Origin of the sequence: Rhizobium sp. BK312 (genome assembly GCF_014193605.1) — a bacterium.
GTDB lineage: Bacteria > Pseudomonadota > Alphaproteobacteria > Rhizobiales > Rhizobiaceae > Rhizobium.
The window spans coordinates 83332-102445 of the sequence record NZ_JACHZP010000010.1; the positions used below are offsets into that span (position 1 = coordinate 83332).

At 60.8% G+C, this 19114-nt stretch carries 12 protein-coding genes; 5 read left to right on the forward strand and 7 right to left on the reverse strand.

Translation table 11 applies throughout. The features are described 5' to 3' along the window. Positions 1–118: 118 nt before the first annotated feature. Entirely contained in the window at positions 119–4909 is a 4791-nt protein-coding gene (locus tag FHT85_RS25160; RefSeq protein WP_112400245.1) for an NAD-glutamate dehydrogenase, read from the forward strand. 49 nt (positions 4910–4958) lie between these two features. Further along, complete coding sequence (locus tag FHT85_RS25165; protein WP_112338620.1) at positions 4959–6347, forward strand: MFS transporter; 1389 nt, start codon at positions 4959–4961, stop codon at positions 6345–6347. 66 nt (positions 6348–6413) lie between these two features. Here the strand turns inward: FHT85_RS25165 and purH are convergent, their stop codons facing one another. From purH to htpX, 4 genes are all read right to left on the reverse strand, one after another. After that, positions 6414–8030, reverse strand: a complete 1617-nt coding sequence (gene purH, locus FHT85_RS25170; protein ID WP_112400247.1) for a bifunctional phosphoribosylaminoimidazolecarboxamide formyltransferase/IMP cyclohydrolase — start codon at positions 8028–8030, stop codon at positions 6414–6416. 172 nt (positions 8031–8202) lie between these two features. Beyond that, positions 8203–9906 (reverse strand): heparinase II/III family protein, encoded by a 1704-nt coding sequence (locus FHT85_RS25175; RefSeq protein WP_112338622.1) that lies wholly within the window; start codon positions 9904–9906, stop codon positions 8203–8205. 92 nt (positions 9907–9998) lie between these two features. After that, positions 9999–11408 carry an RsmB/NOP family class I SAM-dependent RNA methyltransferase gene (locus FHT85_RS25180; protein ID WP_112400248.1) on the reverse strand — a complete coding sequence of 470 codons (1410 nt, stop codon included), beginning with the start codon at positions 11406–11408 and terminating at the stop codon, positions 9999–10001. Beyond that, positions 11405–12403: a zinc metalloprotease HtpX gene (gene htpX / locus FHT85_RS25185; protein WP_112400249.1), complete on the reverse strand. Its 999-nt coding sequence runs from the start codon at positions 12401–12403 to the stop codon at positions 11405–11407. Before htpX ends, FHT85_RS25180 begins: the two co-directional genes overlap by 4 nt. A gap of 108 nt (positions 12404–12511) precedes the next feature. Between htpX and FHT85_RS25190 the strand changes: the two genes are divergently transcribed. Next, positions 12512–12739, forward strand: coding sequence for a DUF1674 domain-containing protein (locus FHT85_RS25190; protein WP_112338663.1), 228 nt, complete (start codon positions 12512–12514; stop codon positions 12737–12739). A gap of 196 nt (positions 12740–12935) precedes the next feature. On the opposite strand, the gene acs is transcribed toward FHT85_RS25190, so the two are convergent. Further along, positions 12936–14894 carry an acetate--CoA ligase gene (gene acs / locus FHT85_RS25195; protein ID WP_112400250.1) on the reverse strand — a complete coding sequence of 653 codons (1959 nt, stop codon included), beginning with the start codon at positions 14892–14894 and terminating at the stop codon, positions 12936–12938. Between the two features lie 224 nt (positions 14895–15118). Between acs and FHT85_RS25200 the strand changes: the two genes are divergently transcribed. Then, positions 15119–15826, forward strand: coding sequence for a DUF1013 domain-containing protein (locus FHT85_RS25200; protein WP_106999610.1), 708 nt, complete (start codon positions 15119–15121; stop codon positions 15824–15826). A gap of 98 nt (positions 15827–15924) precedes the next feature. Further along, positions 15925–16566 carry a carbonic anhydrase gene (locus FHT85_RS25205; protein WP_112400251.1) on the forward strand — a complete coding sequence of 214 codons (642 nt, stop codon included), beginning with the start codon at positions 15925–15927 and terminating at the stop codon, positions 16564–16566. Between the two features lie 112 nt (positions 16567–16678). Here FHT85_RS25205 and FHT85_RS25210 read toward each other — a convergent pair whose 3' ends face one another. Together FHT85_RS25210 and FHT85_RS25215 are read right to left on the reverse strand one after the other, a co-directional pair. Then, positions 16679–17500, reverse strand: a complete 822-nt coding sequence (locus tag FHT85_RS25210) for a lytic transglycosylase domain-containing protein (RefSeq protein ID WP_112338627.1) — start codon at positions 17498–17500, stop codon at positions 16679–16681. A 283-nt stretch (positions 17501–17783) separates the two neighbouring features. Next, positions 17784–18818 (reverse strand): aspartate-semialdehyde dehydrogenase, encoded by a 1035-nt coding sequence (locus FHT85_RS25215; RefSeq protein WP_112338628.1) that lies wholly within the window; start codon positions 18816–18818, stop codon positions 17784–17786. Positions 18819–19114: the final 296 nt, after the last annotated feature.

A 19114-nucleotide genomic window follows, 5' to 3' on the forward strand; every position in this document is an offset into this window, starting at 1 on the left:
TTTTCAAAAAAACCGACCAAAATCAGTCCGAAACGAACCAAATTCGCATTCTTTTTGCCAGTTTTTTCGCTAAACCTTCTGCTACTGTCGTCAAAGTTCGAAAATCGGGAGGAATTTCATGGCGCCCAAGACTAATCCGAAACGGGAAAAACAGATCGAGGCGGCACGCAAGATTGCGGCTGCGACAGGCGAGGCACATCTCGATCCCGAAATCCTGTTTGGCCGGGCTAGCAATGACGACATGGAGCTTTACAGCCCGGAGATGCTGGCACTTGCCGCGGCGCATGCGGCCAAGGAACTCGCAGCCTGGAGCGCCACGTCCCCCCGCGTCAGCATCGAGCAGGTCGGCGGTATCGAACCCGATGGCGTTGCCGTCTCGATCCTTTCGATCACCGACCACAATATGCCCTTCCTTTATGAATCGATCATGGGCGAAGTGACCAGCAGCTATCGCGATCTCTATATGGCGGTGCATCCGATCCTGGTCATCGAGAAGGGTAAGGAGCCGAGCCTTTATTCCGCCGATCGCCCGAGCGATCCAGCCCATCGGGTCAGCCATATCCAGCTTCATCTCTCGCCTCTGACGACAGCGCAGGCGACCGATCTGACCAAGCGGATCCAGACCGTGCTCGATCAGACGCATCTTGCCGTTTCCGACTGGAAGCCGATGCTGTCGCGCCTCGATACCGTGATATCGGAACTATCAACCTATGAGGCTGCCGGCCGCCGCAAGAATGACCGCGATGAGGCGCTTGCCTTCCTTGCCTGGCTACGCGACGGCAATTTCACCTTCCTCGGCATGCGCGAATATGTCTATTCCGGCAAGGGCGTCAACGCCAAGGTCGAGCGGGATCGCGGTACCGGCCTCGGCATTCTCTCCAATCCGGATGTTCGCGTTCTCCGGCAGGGCAAAGACGCCGTCACCACGACGCCGGAAATCCTCGCCTTCCTCGACGGCCCGGATTTCCTGATCGTCACCAAGGCCAACGTCAAGTCGATCGTCCACCGCCGTGCCTATATGGATTATGTCGGCGTCAAGCGTTTCGATGCTGATGGCAATGTTACGGGCGAACTGCGCATCGTCGGCCTCTTCACATCGACGGCCTATACGAGTGCTGCCACCGAAGTGCCGTTGCTGCGTTCGAAGCTGCAGAAGGTCAAGGATCACTTCGGCTTCGATCCGACAAGCCACTCGGGTCGCACGCTCGAAAACACGCTGGAATCCTATCCCCGCGACGATCTCTTCCAGATCGACACCTCATTGCTGGCAAATTTCGCCGAGCAGATCAACGACCTGACCGATCGGCCGCGCGTACGCGTTTTGCCGCGCATCGACCATTTCGACCGCTTCGTCTCCGTCATCGTCTATGTCCCGCGCGAAGAGTATGATTCCGTCGTTCGTGAAAAGATCGGCAATTATCTGAAGACCGTCTATGACGGCCGCGTCTCCGCCTATTATCCCGCCTTCCCGGAAGGCGGAGTGGCGCGCGTGCATTTCATTATCGGCCGCAGCGCCGGAAAGACGCCGCATGTTCCGCAAGCCAAGCTCGAAGAAGCGATACGCGCCATAACAGCCCGCTGGGACGAACGCTTTGCCATGCTGGCAGGTCCAAAGGCGCCGAACATTTCCGTTAGCCAGGCCTTCCAGGAAGCCTTCTCGCCGGAAGACGCCTTTGCCGATCTGCCTGATATTATTGCCACGGCCGGCACCGAGCCGATCCGCATCGCCTTCTATATCCGCAAGGATGAAGCGGGTGACATTCTCTCGCTGAAGATCTTCCATGGTGACGGCAACCTGGCGCTGTCGCGCCGCGTGCCGCTGCTCGAAAATCTCGGTTTCAACGTTATCAGCGAGCGCACCTTCGATATCTATGTCACGGCCAAAGACGGCTCGACCGGCCATGTCGTCCTCCACGACATGGAGCTCGAAACCCGCAGCGGCATGACGATCGATCTCGCTCGCCACGGCGCTGCCCTTGAAGAAGCCTTCCTCGCCGCCTTCGGCGGCACGATCGACAATGACGCTTTCAATCGGCTGATCGTCTCCGCCGATCTCTCCGCTCGCGAAACTAACGTGTTGCGCGCCTATTCTCGCTATCTGCGCCAGGCCGGTATTGCCTATTCGCAGGATTATATCGCCTCTACCCTGGATAAATATCCCGGGATCGCCGCCTCGCTCTTCCGCCTGTTTCACGACACGCTCGATCCGAAGCTCAGCGACAAGAGCCGCACGAAGAAGCTCCCGGAACTGCATGCTGCCATCGAAACCAAGCTTGCCGACGTACCGAGTCTCGATGACGACCGCATCCTGCGCCGTTACGTCAACGCCATCGACGCGACACTGCGCACCAATTACTTCCAGAAAAATGCGGACGGCACGCCTAAGGCCATGCTTGCCTTCAAGCTCGATCCGAAGCTGCTCGACGGCCTGCCCGAACCCCGGCCCTTCCGTGAAATCTTCGTCTACGGCGTCGAGGTGGAAGGTGTCCATCTGCGCTTCGGCAAGGTAGCGCGCGGCGGCCTGCGCTGGTCGGATCGCGCTGAAGACTATCGCACTGAAGTGCTGGGCCTCGTGAAGGCGCAGCAGGTCAAGAACGCCGTCATCGTGCCTGTTGGCGCCAAGGGCGGCTTCTATCCGAAAAAGCTCCCGGTCGGCGGCAGCCGCGACGAAATCTTCAATGCCGGCCGCGAGGCCTATAAGACCTATATCCGCACGCTGCTGTCGATTACCGACAATATCTCCGGCGCCGATATCATCCCGCCTGCCGACACCGTGCGGCTCGATGGCGACGACCCCTATTTCGTCGTCGCCGCCGACAAGGGCACCGCCACCTTCTCCGACACCGCCAATGCGCTGGCGCAGGAAGCCGGCTTCTGGCTCGACGATGCCTTTGCGTCAGGCGGCTCGGCCGGCTACGACCACAAGAAGATGGGCATCACCGCCCGCGGCGCCTGGGAAACCGTGAAGCGCCACTTCCGCGAAATGGATATCGACATCCAGACGACGCCTTTCAACGTCGTCGGCGTCGGCGACATGTCCGGTGATGTCTTCGGCAACGGCATGCTGCTCTCTCCGAAGATCCGCCTGCTTGCCGCTTTCGATCACCGCGACATCTTCATCGATCCTGATCCGGACATGGACAAGACGCTCGCCGAGCGGCAACGCCTATTCGATCTGCCGCGCTCGAGCTGGCAGGACTTCGACAAGTCCGTTCTGTCGAAGGGCGCGATGATCATTTCCCGATCGGCAAAATCGGTCACGCTGACGCCGGAGGCAGTCGCAGCCATTGGCATCGACAAGTCGGTCGCAACGCCTTTCGAAATCATGACGGCGATCCTCAAGGCACCTGTCGACCTCCTGTGGTTCGGCGGCATCGGCACTTACGTCAAGGCGCCGTCCGAAACCGATTCGGAGGTCGGCGACCGTGCCAACGATCCGATCCGCATCACGGCCGATGAAGTCCGTGCCAGGGTCATCGGCGAAGGCGCCAATCTTGGCGTTACGCAGAAGGGCCGCATTGCCTATGGCCTGAAGGGCGGGCGCTGCAACTCCGACGCCATCGACAACTCCGCCGGCGTCAACACTTCCGACGTCGAGGTCAACATCAAGATCGCGCTTGCCAACGCCATGCACGACGGCCGGCTGACCCGCGCCAAGCGCGATACGCTGCTTGCCTCCATGACCGATGAGGTGGCTTCGCTCGTCCTGCGCAACAACTATCTGCAATCCCTGGCGATCTCACTGACAGAGCGCAAGGGTACTGGCAACGGCCTGGAACTCAGCCGCTTCATGAGCGTGCTGGAAGCGGCCAAGCAGCTCAACCGCAAGGTCGAGACCCTGCCCGACGACCAGACCTTCGCGGAGCGTTATGCCAACGGACGTCCGTTGACCCGTGCCGAAATCGGCGTGCTGCTTTCCTATGCCAAGATCGTTCTCTTCGACGCGATTGTCGCCAGCAACCTGCCTGACGACCCGTATTTCGCTGCCACGCTCAGCCGCTATTTCCCAGCCAAGATGCAACGCTCGAACGCCGTCGATATCGAAAGCCATCGCCTGCGCCGCGAAATCATCGGCACGGCGCTTGCCAACGAAGCGATCAATCGCGGCGGACCGGGCTTTGCGGTCAGCATGATGGATGCGACGGCGGCATCGGCTGCCGAGGTGGTGAAAGCCGCCGTCATCGCTCGCGACGGCTTCGACCTCGACCGGCTCTGGAACGAGACGGATGCGCTTGATGGTAAGGTCGGCGGCCAGATGCAGAACCGCGTCTACGGTGAGATCACCGAGGTCTATACCGTGCTGACGCGGCTCCTGTTGAAGACCGGGGCCGCCAAGGGCGAAATCGAAGAAACCGTTAGCCGGCTTCGCGCAGCTTTGAAGAAACTGCGACCTGTCTTCCTGACGCATATTCCGGCGGATTTTGCCGCGGAGATCGCCGCGCGCGAAGCGGAATATCAGGCTGCCGGCCTGCCGGAGAAGCTCGCTTCGGAGATCGCGACGATCTACGCGCTCGTCCTCGTGCCTGAGATCATGCAGATCGCCGAGCGCACTGGCGATACGCTGAACCGGGCAGCGGAAAGCTACTTCACCGTCTCTCAAACCTTCCGCGTCGGCCGCCTGCTGCTCGCCGGCAGCCGGATCGTGACAGGCGATCACTATGAGAGCCTCGCCTTGGCACGCAGCCTCGATCAGATCGCCGGCGCCCGCCGCGATATCGTCATCTCCGCATTGTCCAACCATCCGAAGGACAAGCAGCCGGTTCAGGCATGGCATGCGGAAGACCGTATCCGCATCAATCGCATCGCCGAGGAGCTCGGCGGCCTCAGCGAAAGCGGCGATCCAAACCTCGCCCGCATCACCGTCGCCGCCGGCCTGCTTAGCGATCTTGCGAACGGCCGGGCAAGGTGACACAGTCCGCCCCAACCGCTTGATGCGGTAACGGAATCAGGGGCAGGATCTGGTGGCAACCGAAGTTAGCAATGACGTGCCGGCAAAAGTGCCGGCACGTGGCATCTGGGGCTGGATGTTCTTCGACTGGGCGGCCCAGCCCTTCTTCACCGTCGTCACCACCTTCATCTTTGGCCCCTATTTCGTCGCGCGACTGACCGCTGATCCCGTTTCCGCCCAGACGACATGGAGCAATATGGCGACGATCTCCTCGGTGATCATTGCCATCCTCTCGCCGGTTCTCGGCTCGATTGCCGATCAATCCGGCGCCCGCAAGCCCTGGATCGCCTTCTTCGCCATCATCAAGATCGCAAGTCTCTTCTGCCTCTGGGGCGCAGCCCCCGGGTCGCCCGTCATCTATCCCGTGATCTTCATGATCCTCGCTTCGATCTCGGCCGAATTCTCCATTGTCTTCAACGATTCGATGATGCCACGGCTGGTGGGCAAGGACGATGTCGGCAGGCTGTCGAACGCCGCCTGGGGGCTCGGCTATCTCGGCGGCATGATCGTGCTGATCACCGTCGTGACCCTGCTCGCCGGTAATCCGCAGACCGGGAAGACCATTCTCGGCCTGACGCCGCTCTTCGGGCTTGATGCCACGCTCGGCGAGGATGCCCGCATCACCGGGCCGATCTCGGCCGTGTGGTATTTCATCTTCATTCTGCCGATGTTCTTCTTCACGCCCGACGCCGCCCGTGGCCTGCCGCTTCGCGCTGCCGTTCGCTCGGGCCTGCGCGAGCTATCGGCGACCCTCGGCGAGCTGAAGCGCCGGCGCGGCATCAGCCTCTTCCTCATCGCCCGCATGATCTATCAGGATGGCGTCAACGGCCTGCTGATCCTCGGCGGCACCTTTGCGGCCGGCATGTTCGGCTGGGCGACGATCGAGATCGGTATCTACGGCATCATCCTCAATATCATCGCCATATTCGGCTGCTTTGCCGCCGGCTATGTCGATCGCTGGCTGGGCTCGAAGACGACAGTTGTCATCAGTCTGACGCTGCTGCTGGTCGCCACCTTCGGCATCATCTCTACAGGACCCGGCTTCACGCTCTTCGGCCTCGTGCCTCTCTCGACCGTCAGCTCCGGCGGCCTGTTCGGCACCGCGGCGGAAAAAGCCTATATCGGCTACGGCCTGCTGATCGGCATCGCCTTCGGTCCCGTGCAGGCCTCCTCGCGTTCCTATCTCGCCCGCAGTGTCAGCCTCTCGGAGGCCGGCCGCTATTTTGGCATCTACGCGCTGTCAGGCCGCGCCACCAGCTTCATGGCGACCTTGTTCTTCTCGCTGGTGACTTATTGGAGCGGTTCGGCCCGCCTCGGCATGGCGACGCTCGTCATCTTCCTTGCCGGCGGATTGCTGCTTCTGCTGCCAACGCCCTATCCGGCTGATAAGGCGAAGTAGTCAAAGAGAATCCCGGCTGGTGAACCAGCCGGGATATACAATTTTTCAATGTGGTATATCCGCCGATCAATGGCGGAAATGGCGCACGCCGGTGAAGACCATTGCGACATTGTGCTCGTTGGCCGCGTCGATCACTTCCTGGTCGCGCATCGAGCCGCCGGGCTGGATGACGGCCGTAGCACCCGCCGCGATCGCCGAGAGCAGGCCGTCGGCAAAGGGCAGGAAGGCTTCGGAAGCGACGGCGGAGCCGCGCGTCAGCGGCTCGGCGAGCCCCATGGCCTTGGCGGCTTCCTCGGCCTTGATGGCGGCGATCCGGGCGGAATCGACACGGCTCATCTGCCCCGCGCCGATGCCGGCCGTCTGGCCGTCCTTGGCGTAAACAACGGCGTTCGACTTCACGTGCTTGGCGACGCGGAAGGCGAACTTCATGTCTTCCAGCTCCTGCGCCGTCGGCGCGCGCTTGGTGACAACCTTGAGCTCCATATCCTCGACCAGCGCGTTGTCGCGGTTCTGCACGAGCAGGCCGCCCGAGACGGTCTTGGCGGTAAGGCCAGCTGCGCGCGGATCGGGCAGGGCGCCGACCGAGAGGAGGCGGAGATTCGGCTTGCGGGCGATGATCGCCTTGGCTTCCTCGGTGACGTCAGGCGCAATGATGACCTCGGTGAAAAGCTTGACGATCTCTTCCGCCGTTGCGGAGTCGAGCAGGGTGTTCAGTGCGATGATGCCGCCGAAGGCAGAGGTGGAATCGCAGGCGAGCGCGCGCTTATAGGCTTCGACAAGGCTCGGGCCGGTGGCAACGCCGCAAGGGTTAGCATGCTTGATGATCGCGCAGGCCGGACCATTTTCCGGCAGGAACTCGGCGACGAGTTCATAGGCGGCGTCTGTATCGTTGATATTGTTGTAGGAAAGCTGCTTGCCCTGGATGAGCGTCGCCGTGGAAACGCCGGGGCGGTTTTCGCCGGTCAGGTAGAACGCCGCCTTCTGGTGCGGGTTTTCGCCATAGCGCATTTCCTCGCGCAGAACCCCGCCGATGACGCGATGGCGTGGCGTGGCAATATCGAGCGCTTCGGCAAACCAGTTGGAGATCATCGCGTCATAGGCAGCGGTGCGGGCAAAGGCCTTGGCGGCCATGCGCTTGCGGAAATCATAGGTCGTCTGGCCTGCATCGGCGGAAAGCTGTGCCAGCAGCTCGGTATAATCGGCGGGATCGGTGAGCGTCGTCACATAGGCATGGTTCTTGGCCGAAGCACGGATCATCGCCGGGCCGCCAATGTCGATATTCTCCACCGTCGTCGGATAGTCGCCGCCCGCCTTGCGCACGTCCTCGAAGGGATAGAGGTTGATGACGGCAAGATCGATGCCCTCGATACCGTGCTCCTTCATCGCAGCCTGATGCTCGGTATCGTCACGGATGGCCAGCAGGCCGCCATGTACCTTCGGATGCAGCGTCTTGACGCGGCCGTCCATGATCTCCGGAAAATTCGTCACTTCCGACACGTCGGTCACAGCAAGGCCAGCCGCAGCAATCGCCTTGTGTGTGCCGCCGGTCGACAGTAGGCGCACGCCCTGTTCGCTGAGCGCACGCGCCAACTCGACGATGCCAGTCTTGTCGAAAACGGACAGAAGTGCGGTTTTCACCTTCACCTTGTCGGGAGCGGGAATTTTCTTGGAAACGACGGCCATGGGCTTTCTCCGGTCTAGAGCAACTCCAGGAAAAGTGTATGGCGGTTTTCCGTCCGGAGTTGCGATAACAAAAAACAGAGCGGAAACGCTCTGGAATGAGGAGATGTGGCGTCCGGCAAAAAGGGTGCGGGACGGATAATGCCGCCCCGTTAGCATAGCTCACGCGCTTAGCCTATGGCCGATGCGATAAAAACCACCGGATTTCCGGCTTTTCCGTGACCCGGAAGACGATCTCGAGCTGATCGGAAGAGCGCATACCCGAGGGATCGGCAAAGAAGATATCCTCAGCCACAAGCACCTCGTTGCCGGGCGAGGAGAAGACCCAGGTCTCTCCGTCCGGCGCGATCAGCAGCGCGGAATCCGTTTCCGTCTGCAAAAGGCTGATGGAAGGGTGGATATGGAAGCGGGCCGAAGCAATGCCCTCACCCTTCGGCTTGTTCTTCTTGCCCTCAGGCACGAAGAAGCGATCGCGGCCGGCGACGATCGTGCCGCTGGCATTGAGGCTGATTTCCCGCTCATGGACATAGCCGAAGGTGGAGAGATAGCCATCATGCGCGGCGCGCACATAGTCGCGCCCGTCTTCGGTCTCGGCCCGCTCGACGATGACCTTCTTGATGCCGCTGACCATGATTGGCCCAAGCGATTTCGATTTGGAAAACTGGCAGGAGGAGGTGTCATTGAGCGTGACGGTGGAATGCGCCGCGGTCGCCCGCGCCGCCTGCATGAAGCGATCGCCTGCGAATTCGGGCGCGCCGGAATTGATGATGAAGCGCGTCTTGCCCGACGACATCTCGAAGGAGAGACAGCCGGCATGCGCAGTGCGGCTGAGATCGGTCGAAGCTGCAGCCCCGACATCGATGATGACAACGGCCGACCCGGCCGCCAGCCGGTGATACTTGGTATGCGGTAGCGCCTTGAAGGCCTGACCGGCCGTCTCGTCATAACGCAGCACCGACATTAACTCATTGGCGAGAGTCGATGTCGCGCCGTTGAACAGGGCCAGATCGCCATCCTGGTGGCGGAAGAAGCGCAGTGCCGGATACATGCGATCGATGCCAGGGATCAGCCGCACCGGCACGTCGTGGCCGAGATTGACATAGGTCTGGCGCAGCGGCAGCAGATCGAGCAGCAGCTCCAGCGATGCGCGCGGATTGCGGGAGATGTGGCCCCCATCCTGCAGGATCTGCCGGTCTATCTCCCGGTCGAGCGCCTGCCCCGCCCGCTTCAGCGTCAACGAACTGCTCGGCATGGCGACCGAGGCCATGGCAAGCGCGATGCGCACACGAAACCGGGTGATGCCATCCGGTGACGACGCAACGGTCCGGCGCAGAAAGCGCACGTGGAAAACCAGCATGCGCATGAAACGGCGGTAAAAACCGCTATCCGTGCCTTGCAAGAGCACGGGCGAATGCGACAGAAGCGCGATCAGCCGCTGCGCCGCTATATCGGGTGACCAGGCAAGGCCATGCAGCCGGCGACCGTGAACGGCAATCCAATCGGTGAGGATCGATCGCGCCGCGGCTGAGGCCTGATCGCTCTTTTCCGCTCGCAAATGCCGCAGCCAGCGAAAATTGTGCAGTCGGGCGGCAAAGGCCAGCGATGGCAATTCGAGCGAAAAAGGCGATTCGCCCTGTGTTTCCAAGACCCGTCCAGCCAGCAGGATGCGGCCGTTCAGAAGTTCTTCGACGAAAAAGGGATCGACGCTGCGCAGATCGGTGGGTGCCACGATCAGGCGTTCCGGCACACGCATCGTGTGGCGGGTGAGACGCAATCGCGTCAACGCCGCGCGGCGGGACATCCGCCGCCATGCTTCCCGCATATATGAACTCACAAAACCCTGCCGCAGAACTGCATATGTGCTTCTGCTTACTCTCATTGGCCGTGGTTAAAAAGAGGTTACAAATATATCAATTAGGGACATATTCGCCCGTTTTTTAACCGCCCGGTAAAAATGATTCGAGGTGGAGGTCAATAAGTGCGGCGAAGCACGACGGCAAAGAAGCCATCGAGACCGGAAGCAAAGCCATCGGAAAGCGGGAGCATGTCCGGCGTGGTGCGGAAAGCGCCAAGCGGCGATATCGCCGCTTCCAGACCCGGCCAATCGCCCGCTGTGACCGGGACTCGTTCGACATTCTGCGTGTCTGCCAGCAGACGCGCGACCAGATCCTCACCCTCTTCGGGATCGAGAGAGCAGTTGGAAAACACCACCACGCCGCCTGGCTTGACCAATGTCAGGGCATGGCGAAGCAGGCGCTCCTGCAGCGCGGCGAGCTTGGCGATATCCTCCGGCCCCTTGGTCCAGAGCACGTCCGGATGGCGGCGCGTCGTTCCTGTCGAGGAGCAGGGAGCGTCGAGCAGAGCGGCGTCGAAAAGCTCTTCGGGCTGGTATTTGCTCATATCGGCAACGACGGTTTCGGCCTCGAAGCCTAGGCGCGTCAGATTGCCGGACAGTCTCTTCAGGCGATTGGCGGATTGATCGAGAGCCGTCACCTTGGCGCCGGCGAGAATGAGCTGCGCAGTCTTGCCGCCGGGCGCTGCGCAGAGATCCACCACGCGCTTGCCGACCAGCGAACCGAAGAGCTTTGCCGGAATGCTGGCGGCAGCATCCTGAACCCACCACTCGCCGCCATCGAAACCCTGCAGCGAGGGAATGGACCCTTCGAACGCGGCAAGCCTTACCCCCCCGGTCGGCAGCACTACGCCATTCAGGCGTTTTGCCCAGCCCTCAGGATCGGATTTGACCGTGAGGTCGATCGCCGCCGGCTCGAGCTGCGTGTCGGAGATCCTGAGCGCCGCAGGGCCGCCATAGGCAGCTTCCAGGCGGGAAAGGAACCAGGCCGGCATAGCCGGTACCTTCGCAACGTGCTCGAGAATCTTCTGCTTCTCGCGGCCAATGCGGCGGAGGATCGCGTTGACCAGTTTGGCGAAGCGGCGGTTGCGGGGATCGCGGTTGGCCTGCTCAACGGCAAGATCGACGGCGGAATGATCCGGCACGTCGAGATAGAGGATCTGCGTCGCGCCGACGACGAGCACATGATGCAGCGCGCGGGCGCCTTCCGGCAGGGGCGAATCCAGCAGCGAGGAGATCGCCGCCTCGATGCGCGGCAGGTGGCGCAGCGCGCTGTTCAAGATCGCCCGCACCAGCGCACGGTCGCCATCACTGAGCGTCGTATAGGCGGCGCTGCCGCCTTCGACATCCAGCATGCCGTCGAGCGAGGTTTTGCGGTCAAGCACGGCTCCCAGGATCTTCGACGCAGCCGCGCGGGCCGCAAGGCCCGGCTTCGGCGGAGACGTATCAGGCTGTCGCGTTGGCTGCGGCGGCTTGCCCGAGCGTTTTCCGTCTCTGTTGGAAGCGTTGTTTTTCGTGTCAGAACTCAAGACCAGGGACCCTTCGGCGGTTGCGAACCACCGCGACCCGTATTCGGCACGGAGCGCGATTTGCGCCCCGGATTAGCAGCGAAGGACCGTCCCGTCGAGGCAAAGTCGGAAGATGGGCCAGAAGACGGCTTCATTGGCGAGGCGCCACCGCCGCCGTAACGGGCCAGTTCATGCAGCGCGGCGATGCGGTTTTCCGTGTTCGGGTGGGTGGAAAACAGGTTGTCCATGCGCTCGCCGGAGAGCGGATTGATGATGAACATATGCGCGGTCGCCGGATGGCCTTCGGCCTCTTCGTTCGGAATATGCGCCGCACCGCGGGCGATCTTGCCGAGGGCGGAGGCGAGCCAGAGCGGATTGCCGCAGATTTCAGCGCCGCGGCGGTCGGCCGAATATTCGCGCGTCCGGCTGATCGCCATCTGCACCAGCATGGCAGCCAGAGGGGCGACGATCATGGCGACGAGAACACCGACCATGCCGAGCGGATTGTTGTTGTCGCGACGGCCGCCGAAGAAGAAAGCAAAGTTGCCAAGCATCGAGATGGCGCCGGCAAGGGTCGCGGTGATCGTCATGGTCAGCGTGTCGCGGTTCTGGACGTGGGCGAGCTCGTGGGCCATCACGCCGGCCACTTCCTCCGGCGTCAGCGCGTGCAGCAGGCCGGTGGAAGCGGCAACGGCGGCGTTTTCCGGATTGCGGCCTGTCGCGAAAGCATTCGGCTGCGGACTGTCATAGAGATAGACCTTCGGCATCGGCAGGCCGGCATTGCGGGCGAGATCTCGGACGATACGGTAGAATTCCGGCGCGCTGCGCTCGTCTACCTCCTGCGCTCCGTAGGTGGAGAGCACCATCCGGTCCGAATTCCAGTAGGAAAAGAAATTCATGCCAGCGGCGGCGACCAATGCGATCAGCATGCCCGATTGACCGCCGATCAGATAGCCGACGCCCATGAACAGGGCGGTCATGAAGGCGAGCAGCATCGCGGTACGCATGAGATTCATCGAAAGGTCTCCAACACATCTGGCGTCCGAACCTTTTTCTTTGCGGCCGGACGCACTATGATTTGGCTATTCCTCCGCCTAATTCAACGGTTCCGGACCGATCAGATCATGCAGACAGCCGATAACGACAATAAACTCGACACCGAAACCGGTGAAATCACGCGCAAGCCGCTCTCGCCCGCTGCCAAGCGAGCGCTCGCCGAAGCTGAGGAACGCCGCAAGGCGCAGGAAGCTCAAGCACAGGCCGAACTTCCCCCCGAAATCGGCGGCCGCGGCGGTGCCGACCCCGCCCGCTTCGGCGATTGGGAGATCAACGGCCGGGCGATCGATTTTTGAGATCTCGCTTGGGTAATTACCGTGCTGAAGTGGGCCGGCGATTGCAAGAGCGTGGGTCTTTTCTGGCTGAGATAGTACTACTAAAGTCAGAGCGTCCCTGCCTACCCTCCCTTGCAAAATCTAGCACTTAGCCTTCCGGCTAAATGCTGATTTTGCTATCCCGCCCGCTGGGGGCGGGATAGAGCGAAGGCTCGACTTACGCCGCGTCCGGCTTGTTCTGCCTGTTGGCAATCAGATCATCGACGACAGCCGGATCGGCGAGCGTCGAGGTATCGCCAAGCGCGCCGAAATCGTCCTCGGCGATCTTGCGCAGGATGCGGCGCATGATCTTGCCGGAGCGGGTTTTCGGGAGGCCGGGGGTAAACTGGATCTTGTCCGGCGAGGCGATTGGGCCGATTTCGGCGCGCACATGCTTTACCAGCTCCTGCCGCAGCGCTTCGGTGCCTTCCATCCCGACCATCAGTGTCACATAGCAATAAATGCCCTGGCCTTTGATGGAATGCGGATAGCCGACGACGGCGGCTTCCGAGACATGTTTGTGCGACACAAGCGCCGATTCCACTTCGGCCGTGCCGAGGCGGTGGCCAGAGACGTTGAGCACGTCGTCGACGCGGCCAGTGATCCAATAGTAGCCGTCCTCGTCGCGGCGACAGCCGTCGCCGGTGAAATACTTGCCCTTGTAGGTGGAGAAGTAGGTCTGGATGAAGCGCTCATGGTCGCCATAGACGGTGCGCATCTGGCCGGGCCAGCTATCGGCGATGACGAGATTGCCGTCGGCCGCCCCTTCCAGCACATTGCCCTCATTGTCGACCAGCTCAGGCTGCACGCCGAAGAAGGGCAGCGTCGCCGAACCCGCCTTGAGATCGGTTGCGCCCGGAAGCGGCGTGATCATGTGGCCGCCGGTTTCCGTCTGCCACCAGGTATCGACGATCGGGCAGCGGCTGTCGCCGACCACATTGTAATACCATTCCCAGGCTTCCGGATTGATGGGTTCGCCAACCGTGCCAAGGATGCGCAGGCTGGAGCGCGAGGCGCGCTTGACGAAATGATCGCCGGCGCCCATCAGCGAGCGGATCGCCGTCGGCGCCGTGTAGAAGATATTGACCTTGTGCTTGTCGATGACGTCCCAGAAGCGGCCCTGGTCCGGGTAGTTCGGCACGCCTTCGAACATCAGCGAGGTCGCGGCGTTCGCAAGGGGCCCATAGACGATATAGGAGTGGCCGGTCACCCAGCCGACATCGGCCGTGCACCAGTAGATATCGCCGGGATGATAGTCGAACACATATTCATGCGTCATTGCGGCATAGACGAGATAGCCGGCCGTCGTGTGCAGCACGCCCTTCGGCTTACCGGTCGAGCCAGAGGTGTAGAGAATGAACAGCGGGTCTTCCGCCTTCATCTTCGCCGGCGGGCAATCCCCCTTCACCTTAGCGATTTCCTCGTGATACCAGACATCGCGGCCGGGCTCCCAGCCGACCTTGCCGCCGGTGCGGCGCACGGCGATCACGGTCTTGACCGCGACCTCATGCTTCGCGGCGATCTGAACGGCCTTATCGGTGTTTTCCTTGAGCGGGATCGATTTTCCGCCACGCACACCTTCATCGCAGGTGATGACGACGCTCGAGGCGCAGTCGACGATGCGGCCGGCAAGCGCTTCCGGCGAGAAGCCGCCGAAGACAACTGAATGCACCGCGCCAATGCGGGCGCAGGCGAGCATCGCATAGGCCGCTTCCGGGATCATCGGCATGTAGATGGTGACGCGGTCGCCCTTTTTGACGCCGTGTTTTTTGAGCACATTCGCCAGCCGGCAGACTCGGTCGTAAAGCTCGTTATAGGTGATCTTCTTGTCGATATAGGGATTGTCGCCTTCCCAGATGAATGCGACGCGATCGCCATGCTTCTTCAGATGGCGGTCGATGCAATTATAAGAGACGTTGGTGACGCCATCCTCGAACCATTTGATCGAGACCTTGCCGGTGAACGACGTGTTCTTCACCTTGGTGAAGGGTTTGAACCAGTCGATCCGCTTGCCGTGCTTGCCCCAGAACTTGTCGGGATCCTGAACACTCTGCTCATACCATTTCTGGTACTTCGCCTTGTCGATCAAAGCATGCGCCTTGGCTGCCTTCGTCACAGGATGAACCTTCTCCGACATCACTTCCTCCTCAACTCCCTCGCACTCCTATTTGTCGTTGTGAGTGCTCTTTCCGCGCAATAAATAGCAGGTCAAACTACGACAGCAATTGGACAAAGTGCATTTCATGCGCAAAGAATTGCAATTCCGCGACACTATCGCTATATAGGGCCGTATTTCCCGGACAATGTGGTGTTACACCCCGGACCGCGACACCGGCGCGGACTGACAGAAGGACTATATCCATGGCTCAACAATTGCTCATGCCGAAGGCAACTGCCATCTGGCTTGTCGACAATACGGCCTTGTCATTCGACCAGATCGCGCAGTTCTGCAAGCTGCATCCGCTCGAAGTGAAGGCTATTGCCGACGGCGAAGCAGCGCAGGGCATCAAGGGCCTCGACCCGATCTCGACCGGTCAGCTAACCCGCGATGAAATCGCCCGCGCCGAAGCCAACCCGAACCACAAGCTGAAGCTTTCCGAGCCGAAGGTCCGCGTGCCGGAATCCAAGCGCCGCGGCCCGCGTTACACGCCGGTCTCCAAGCGCCAGGATCGCCCGAACGCCATCCTGTGGCTGGTGCGCAACCATCCGGAACTGAAGGATGCGCAGATTTCCCGCCTGGTCGGCACCACCAAGTCGACCATCGAGCAGATCCGCGATCGCACGCACTGGAACGCGGCCAATCTGACACCGATGGACCCGGTCACGCTCGGCCTCTGCAGCCAGATCGACCTCGACATGGAAGTCGAAAAGGCCTCCAAGGGCCGTCCGCTGCCGACCGCCGCCGAGCTCGGCGCAACCCTGCAGCCGGCTCAGGAAACCGAAAAGCTCGGCTTCAGCTATGAGCGTGAAGAAGAGAAGGAAAAGGAAATCGACGCCGACGCCGTTTTCGCCAAGCTGAAGTCGCTGAAGTCGACCAGCCGCGACGACGAAGACGACGACCAGTTCTGAAATCGGACGATCGGATTTTCGCAAAGCCCCGGTTTTCGACCGGGGCTTTTTGCAGCGCAACGGTTGCCATTGGTAAAAGCGCGCTGTAATCCAATATCATGAGCAGCTTTCCCGACACCCTTCTGAACGGTTATCGCAACTTCATGAGCGGGCGTTACGTCGATGAGCGCGAACGCTACCGCACTCTCGCCGAGCTCGGCCAAAACCCATCGACCCTCGTGGTTGCCTGTAGTGACTCCCGCTCGGCGCCGGAGATCATCTTCGATGCGGGGCCTGGCGAGCTCTTCGTCATCCGTAACGTCGCCAATATGGTGCCGCCCTACGAGCCGGACAGCAATTTCCATGCGACTTCGGCAGCGCTCGAATTCGCGGTTTTATCGCTGAAAGTGTCGGATATCGTCGTCATGGGTCACGGCCGCTGCGGGGGTATCCGCGCTGCGCTTGACCCCAACGCCGAACCACTGTCGCCGGGTGATTTTATCGGCCGATGGATGGGATTGCTGAAGCCGGCGGCCGAACAGATCCAGAGCAACGACATCATGACGCAGACCGAGCGTCAGACGGCTCTGGAGCGCATCTCGATCCGCAATTCGCTCGACAATCTCCGCAGTTTTCCGGAGATCAGGGCGCGCGAGGAAGAAGGCAAGCTTAATCTGCACGGTGCCTGGTTTGATATTTCGACCGGCGAACTCTGGGTCATGGACCCGGCGACGCGCGATTTCATCCGTCCTGAGATTTAAGGGGCTCGAGGTTTAAAGGACTGGCCGCCTGATGGGGCGGCAGGTGGATCAAACGAAAAAGGCGCTGCGGACCATCTGGTCGCAGCGCCTTTTTTGATTCATGAGATCAGACTTACTTGCCGTCGATCTGTTGGCCGATATAGGCGATTGCCTGCTGATAGACCTTTGCGTCGTTCCAGCCGGCGATAGCGGAGAAATTCGGCTCGCCGGGCTGATAGCCAGCGCCCGGCTGCCAGCCATGGCCGCGCAGGAAGTTGGCCGTCGAAGCGAGCGCATCCGCGCGCGATCCCACAAGATCGACCCTGCCGTTGCCATCTTCATCAACGCCGTAGAGGACCACGTTCTTCGGCATGAACTGCGTCTGGCCGATTTCGCCGTGGGCGGCGCCTCTGGCTGATGGGCTGAGATAGCCTTCGCCGACGAGCTTCAGGGCGGCGTAGAGCTGCTCGGTAAAGAATGCGGAACGACGGCAATCATAAGCAAGGGTTGAGACCGCCGAAAGCGTATGCTGGTCGCCCATATAGCTGCCGAAGCCGGTTTCCATGCCCCAGATCGCGATGATCGGGCCTGGGGGAACGCCGAAACGCTTCTCGATCTTGGCAAACAGTGCAGCATTGGCCTGCTTCATGCTCTTGCCACGATTGATGATCGTCTGGCCGCCGCGCTTCTTCATGAATTCCTCGAAGGAAAGCTTGAAGCTCTTCTGGCCGCGGTCGGCGCGGATGGTGGGTTGGTTGTAATGAACGTCGGCGAAGGCCCTGTCGAGGGTGGATGGGCTGACACCCTGTCCCTGCGCTTCCCGCTTGAATTCCTGCACCCAGTTCTCGAATCCGGCGGAAGTGTTACCACAAGAGGCGGCATTCGCCGCAAGCGGCATTCCCAGCAGCAACCCGCCCGCCACGAGAGCTGCCATTCCAGATTTTGTGAAGCGCATTCAGTGTCCCCGAATTCTTACCGCGATGCGAACGCGGTAACCGTTTTCAATGGCGCGCAAACCCTTGGAAGCCAAGGGATCACGTGCGTTTAGTCGTCACCGGACCATGCCAGCATCCGGCCATCATGTCATCATATTTTAGCGCGTGATGTTTTCGTTGCATTTGAAACATCGCCGCCAAAATCATTCAAAAAAGCCCCGCCGTTTATCGAAATGGCGAGGCTTCCGTTCTGTCCTGCTTACCCAATGAGGGTTGATAAACCGTAAATTGGTTTACAGATCCTTATGCAGCCTGCTTGCGCGGCTTGATCAGCCCACGGTTGACGAGCAATTCGGCGATCTGAATGGCGTTGAGCGCGGCGCCCTTACGCAGGTTGTCGGAGACGACCCACAGGTTGAGGCCGTTTTCGACGGTCGCGTCTTCACGGATGCGCGAAATATAGGTCGCATCTTCGCCGGCGGATTCGTACGGCGTGATGTATCCGCCGTTCTCATGCTTGTCGATGACGAGGCAGCCCGGAGCTTCGCGAAGGATGTCACGGGCCTGATCGGCAGTGATCTCGTTCTCGAATTCGATGTTGACCGATTCCGAATGGCCGATGAAGACAGGCACGCGCACAGCCGTGCAGGTGACCTTGATCTTTGGGTCGAGCATCTTCTTGGTTTCGGCCAGTACCTTCCACTCTTCCTTGGTATAGCCGTCTTCCATGAACACATCGATGTGCGGGATGACGTTGAAGGCGATGCGCTTGGTGAACTTCTTGTTCTCGATCGGATCGGCGACGAAGACGGCGCGGGTCTGGTTGAAGAGCTCGTCCATGCCGTCCTTGCCGGCGCCGGAAACCGACTGGTAGGTGGAAACGACGACGCGCTTAATCTTGGCGAAGTCATGCAGCGGCTTTAGCGCAACAACGAGCTGCGCGGTGGAGCAATTCGGATTGGCGATGATGTTGCGCTTGGTGAACTGCGTGATGGCATCCGGGTTTACTTCCGGAACGATGAGCGGCACGTCGGCGTCGTAGCGCCAGGCGGAGGAGTTGTCGATGACGACGCAGCCCTGGGCGCCGATCTTCGGCGATACCCTCTTGGAAACGTCGCCGCCGGCCGACATCAGGCAGATGTCGGTGTCGGAGAAGTCGTAATTCTCCAGGTTGGAAACCTTCAGCGTCCGATCGCCGAAGGAGACTTCGGTTCCCTGCGAGCGGGCCGATGCGAGTGCCACGACCTCATCGGCAGGAAAGCCGCGTTCGGCGAGGATATTGAGCATTTCACGGCCGACATTCCCGGTCGCGCCCGCTACTGCAACTTTGAAACCCATTTCTCAAGCTCTCTTTCTCTTCTCTCCTCTTGGGCGAGGGGGGAACCGCGGCCATCCATCGGCGACGGGTCCTGTCCCCGGCCGGGCCGGGGAGAGAGCGGCAGGCCAGAGACGTCAGACGGTTTTCGTCGTCGTTTTGGCCTTGGTTTTGGAAGAAACCGGAAAATAGACATCCCGCCCGGCACGTTGCGCCAGGTGACTGAAGCTATCGAGCTGTTCGAAGCGAACCATGGAAGTCTTCCTTTTCCGTCGCCGGTTCTAAGATGTTTTCCACAGGAGTCAAGGATTTCCTCGCT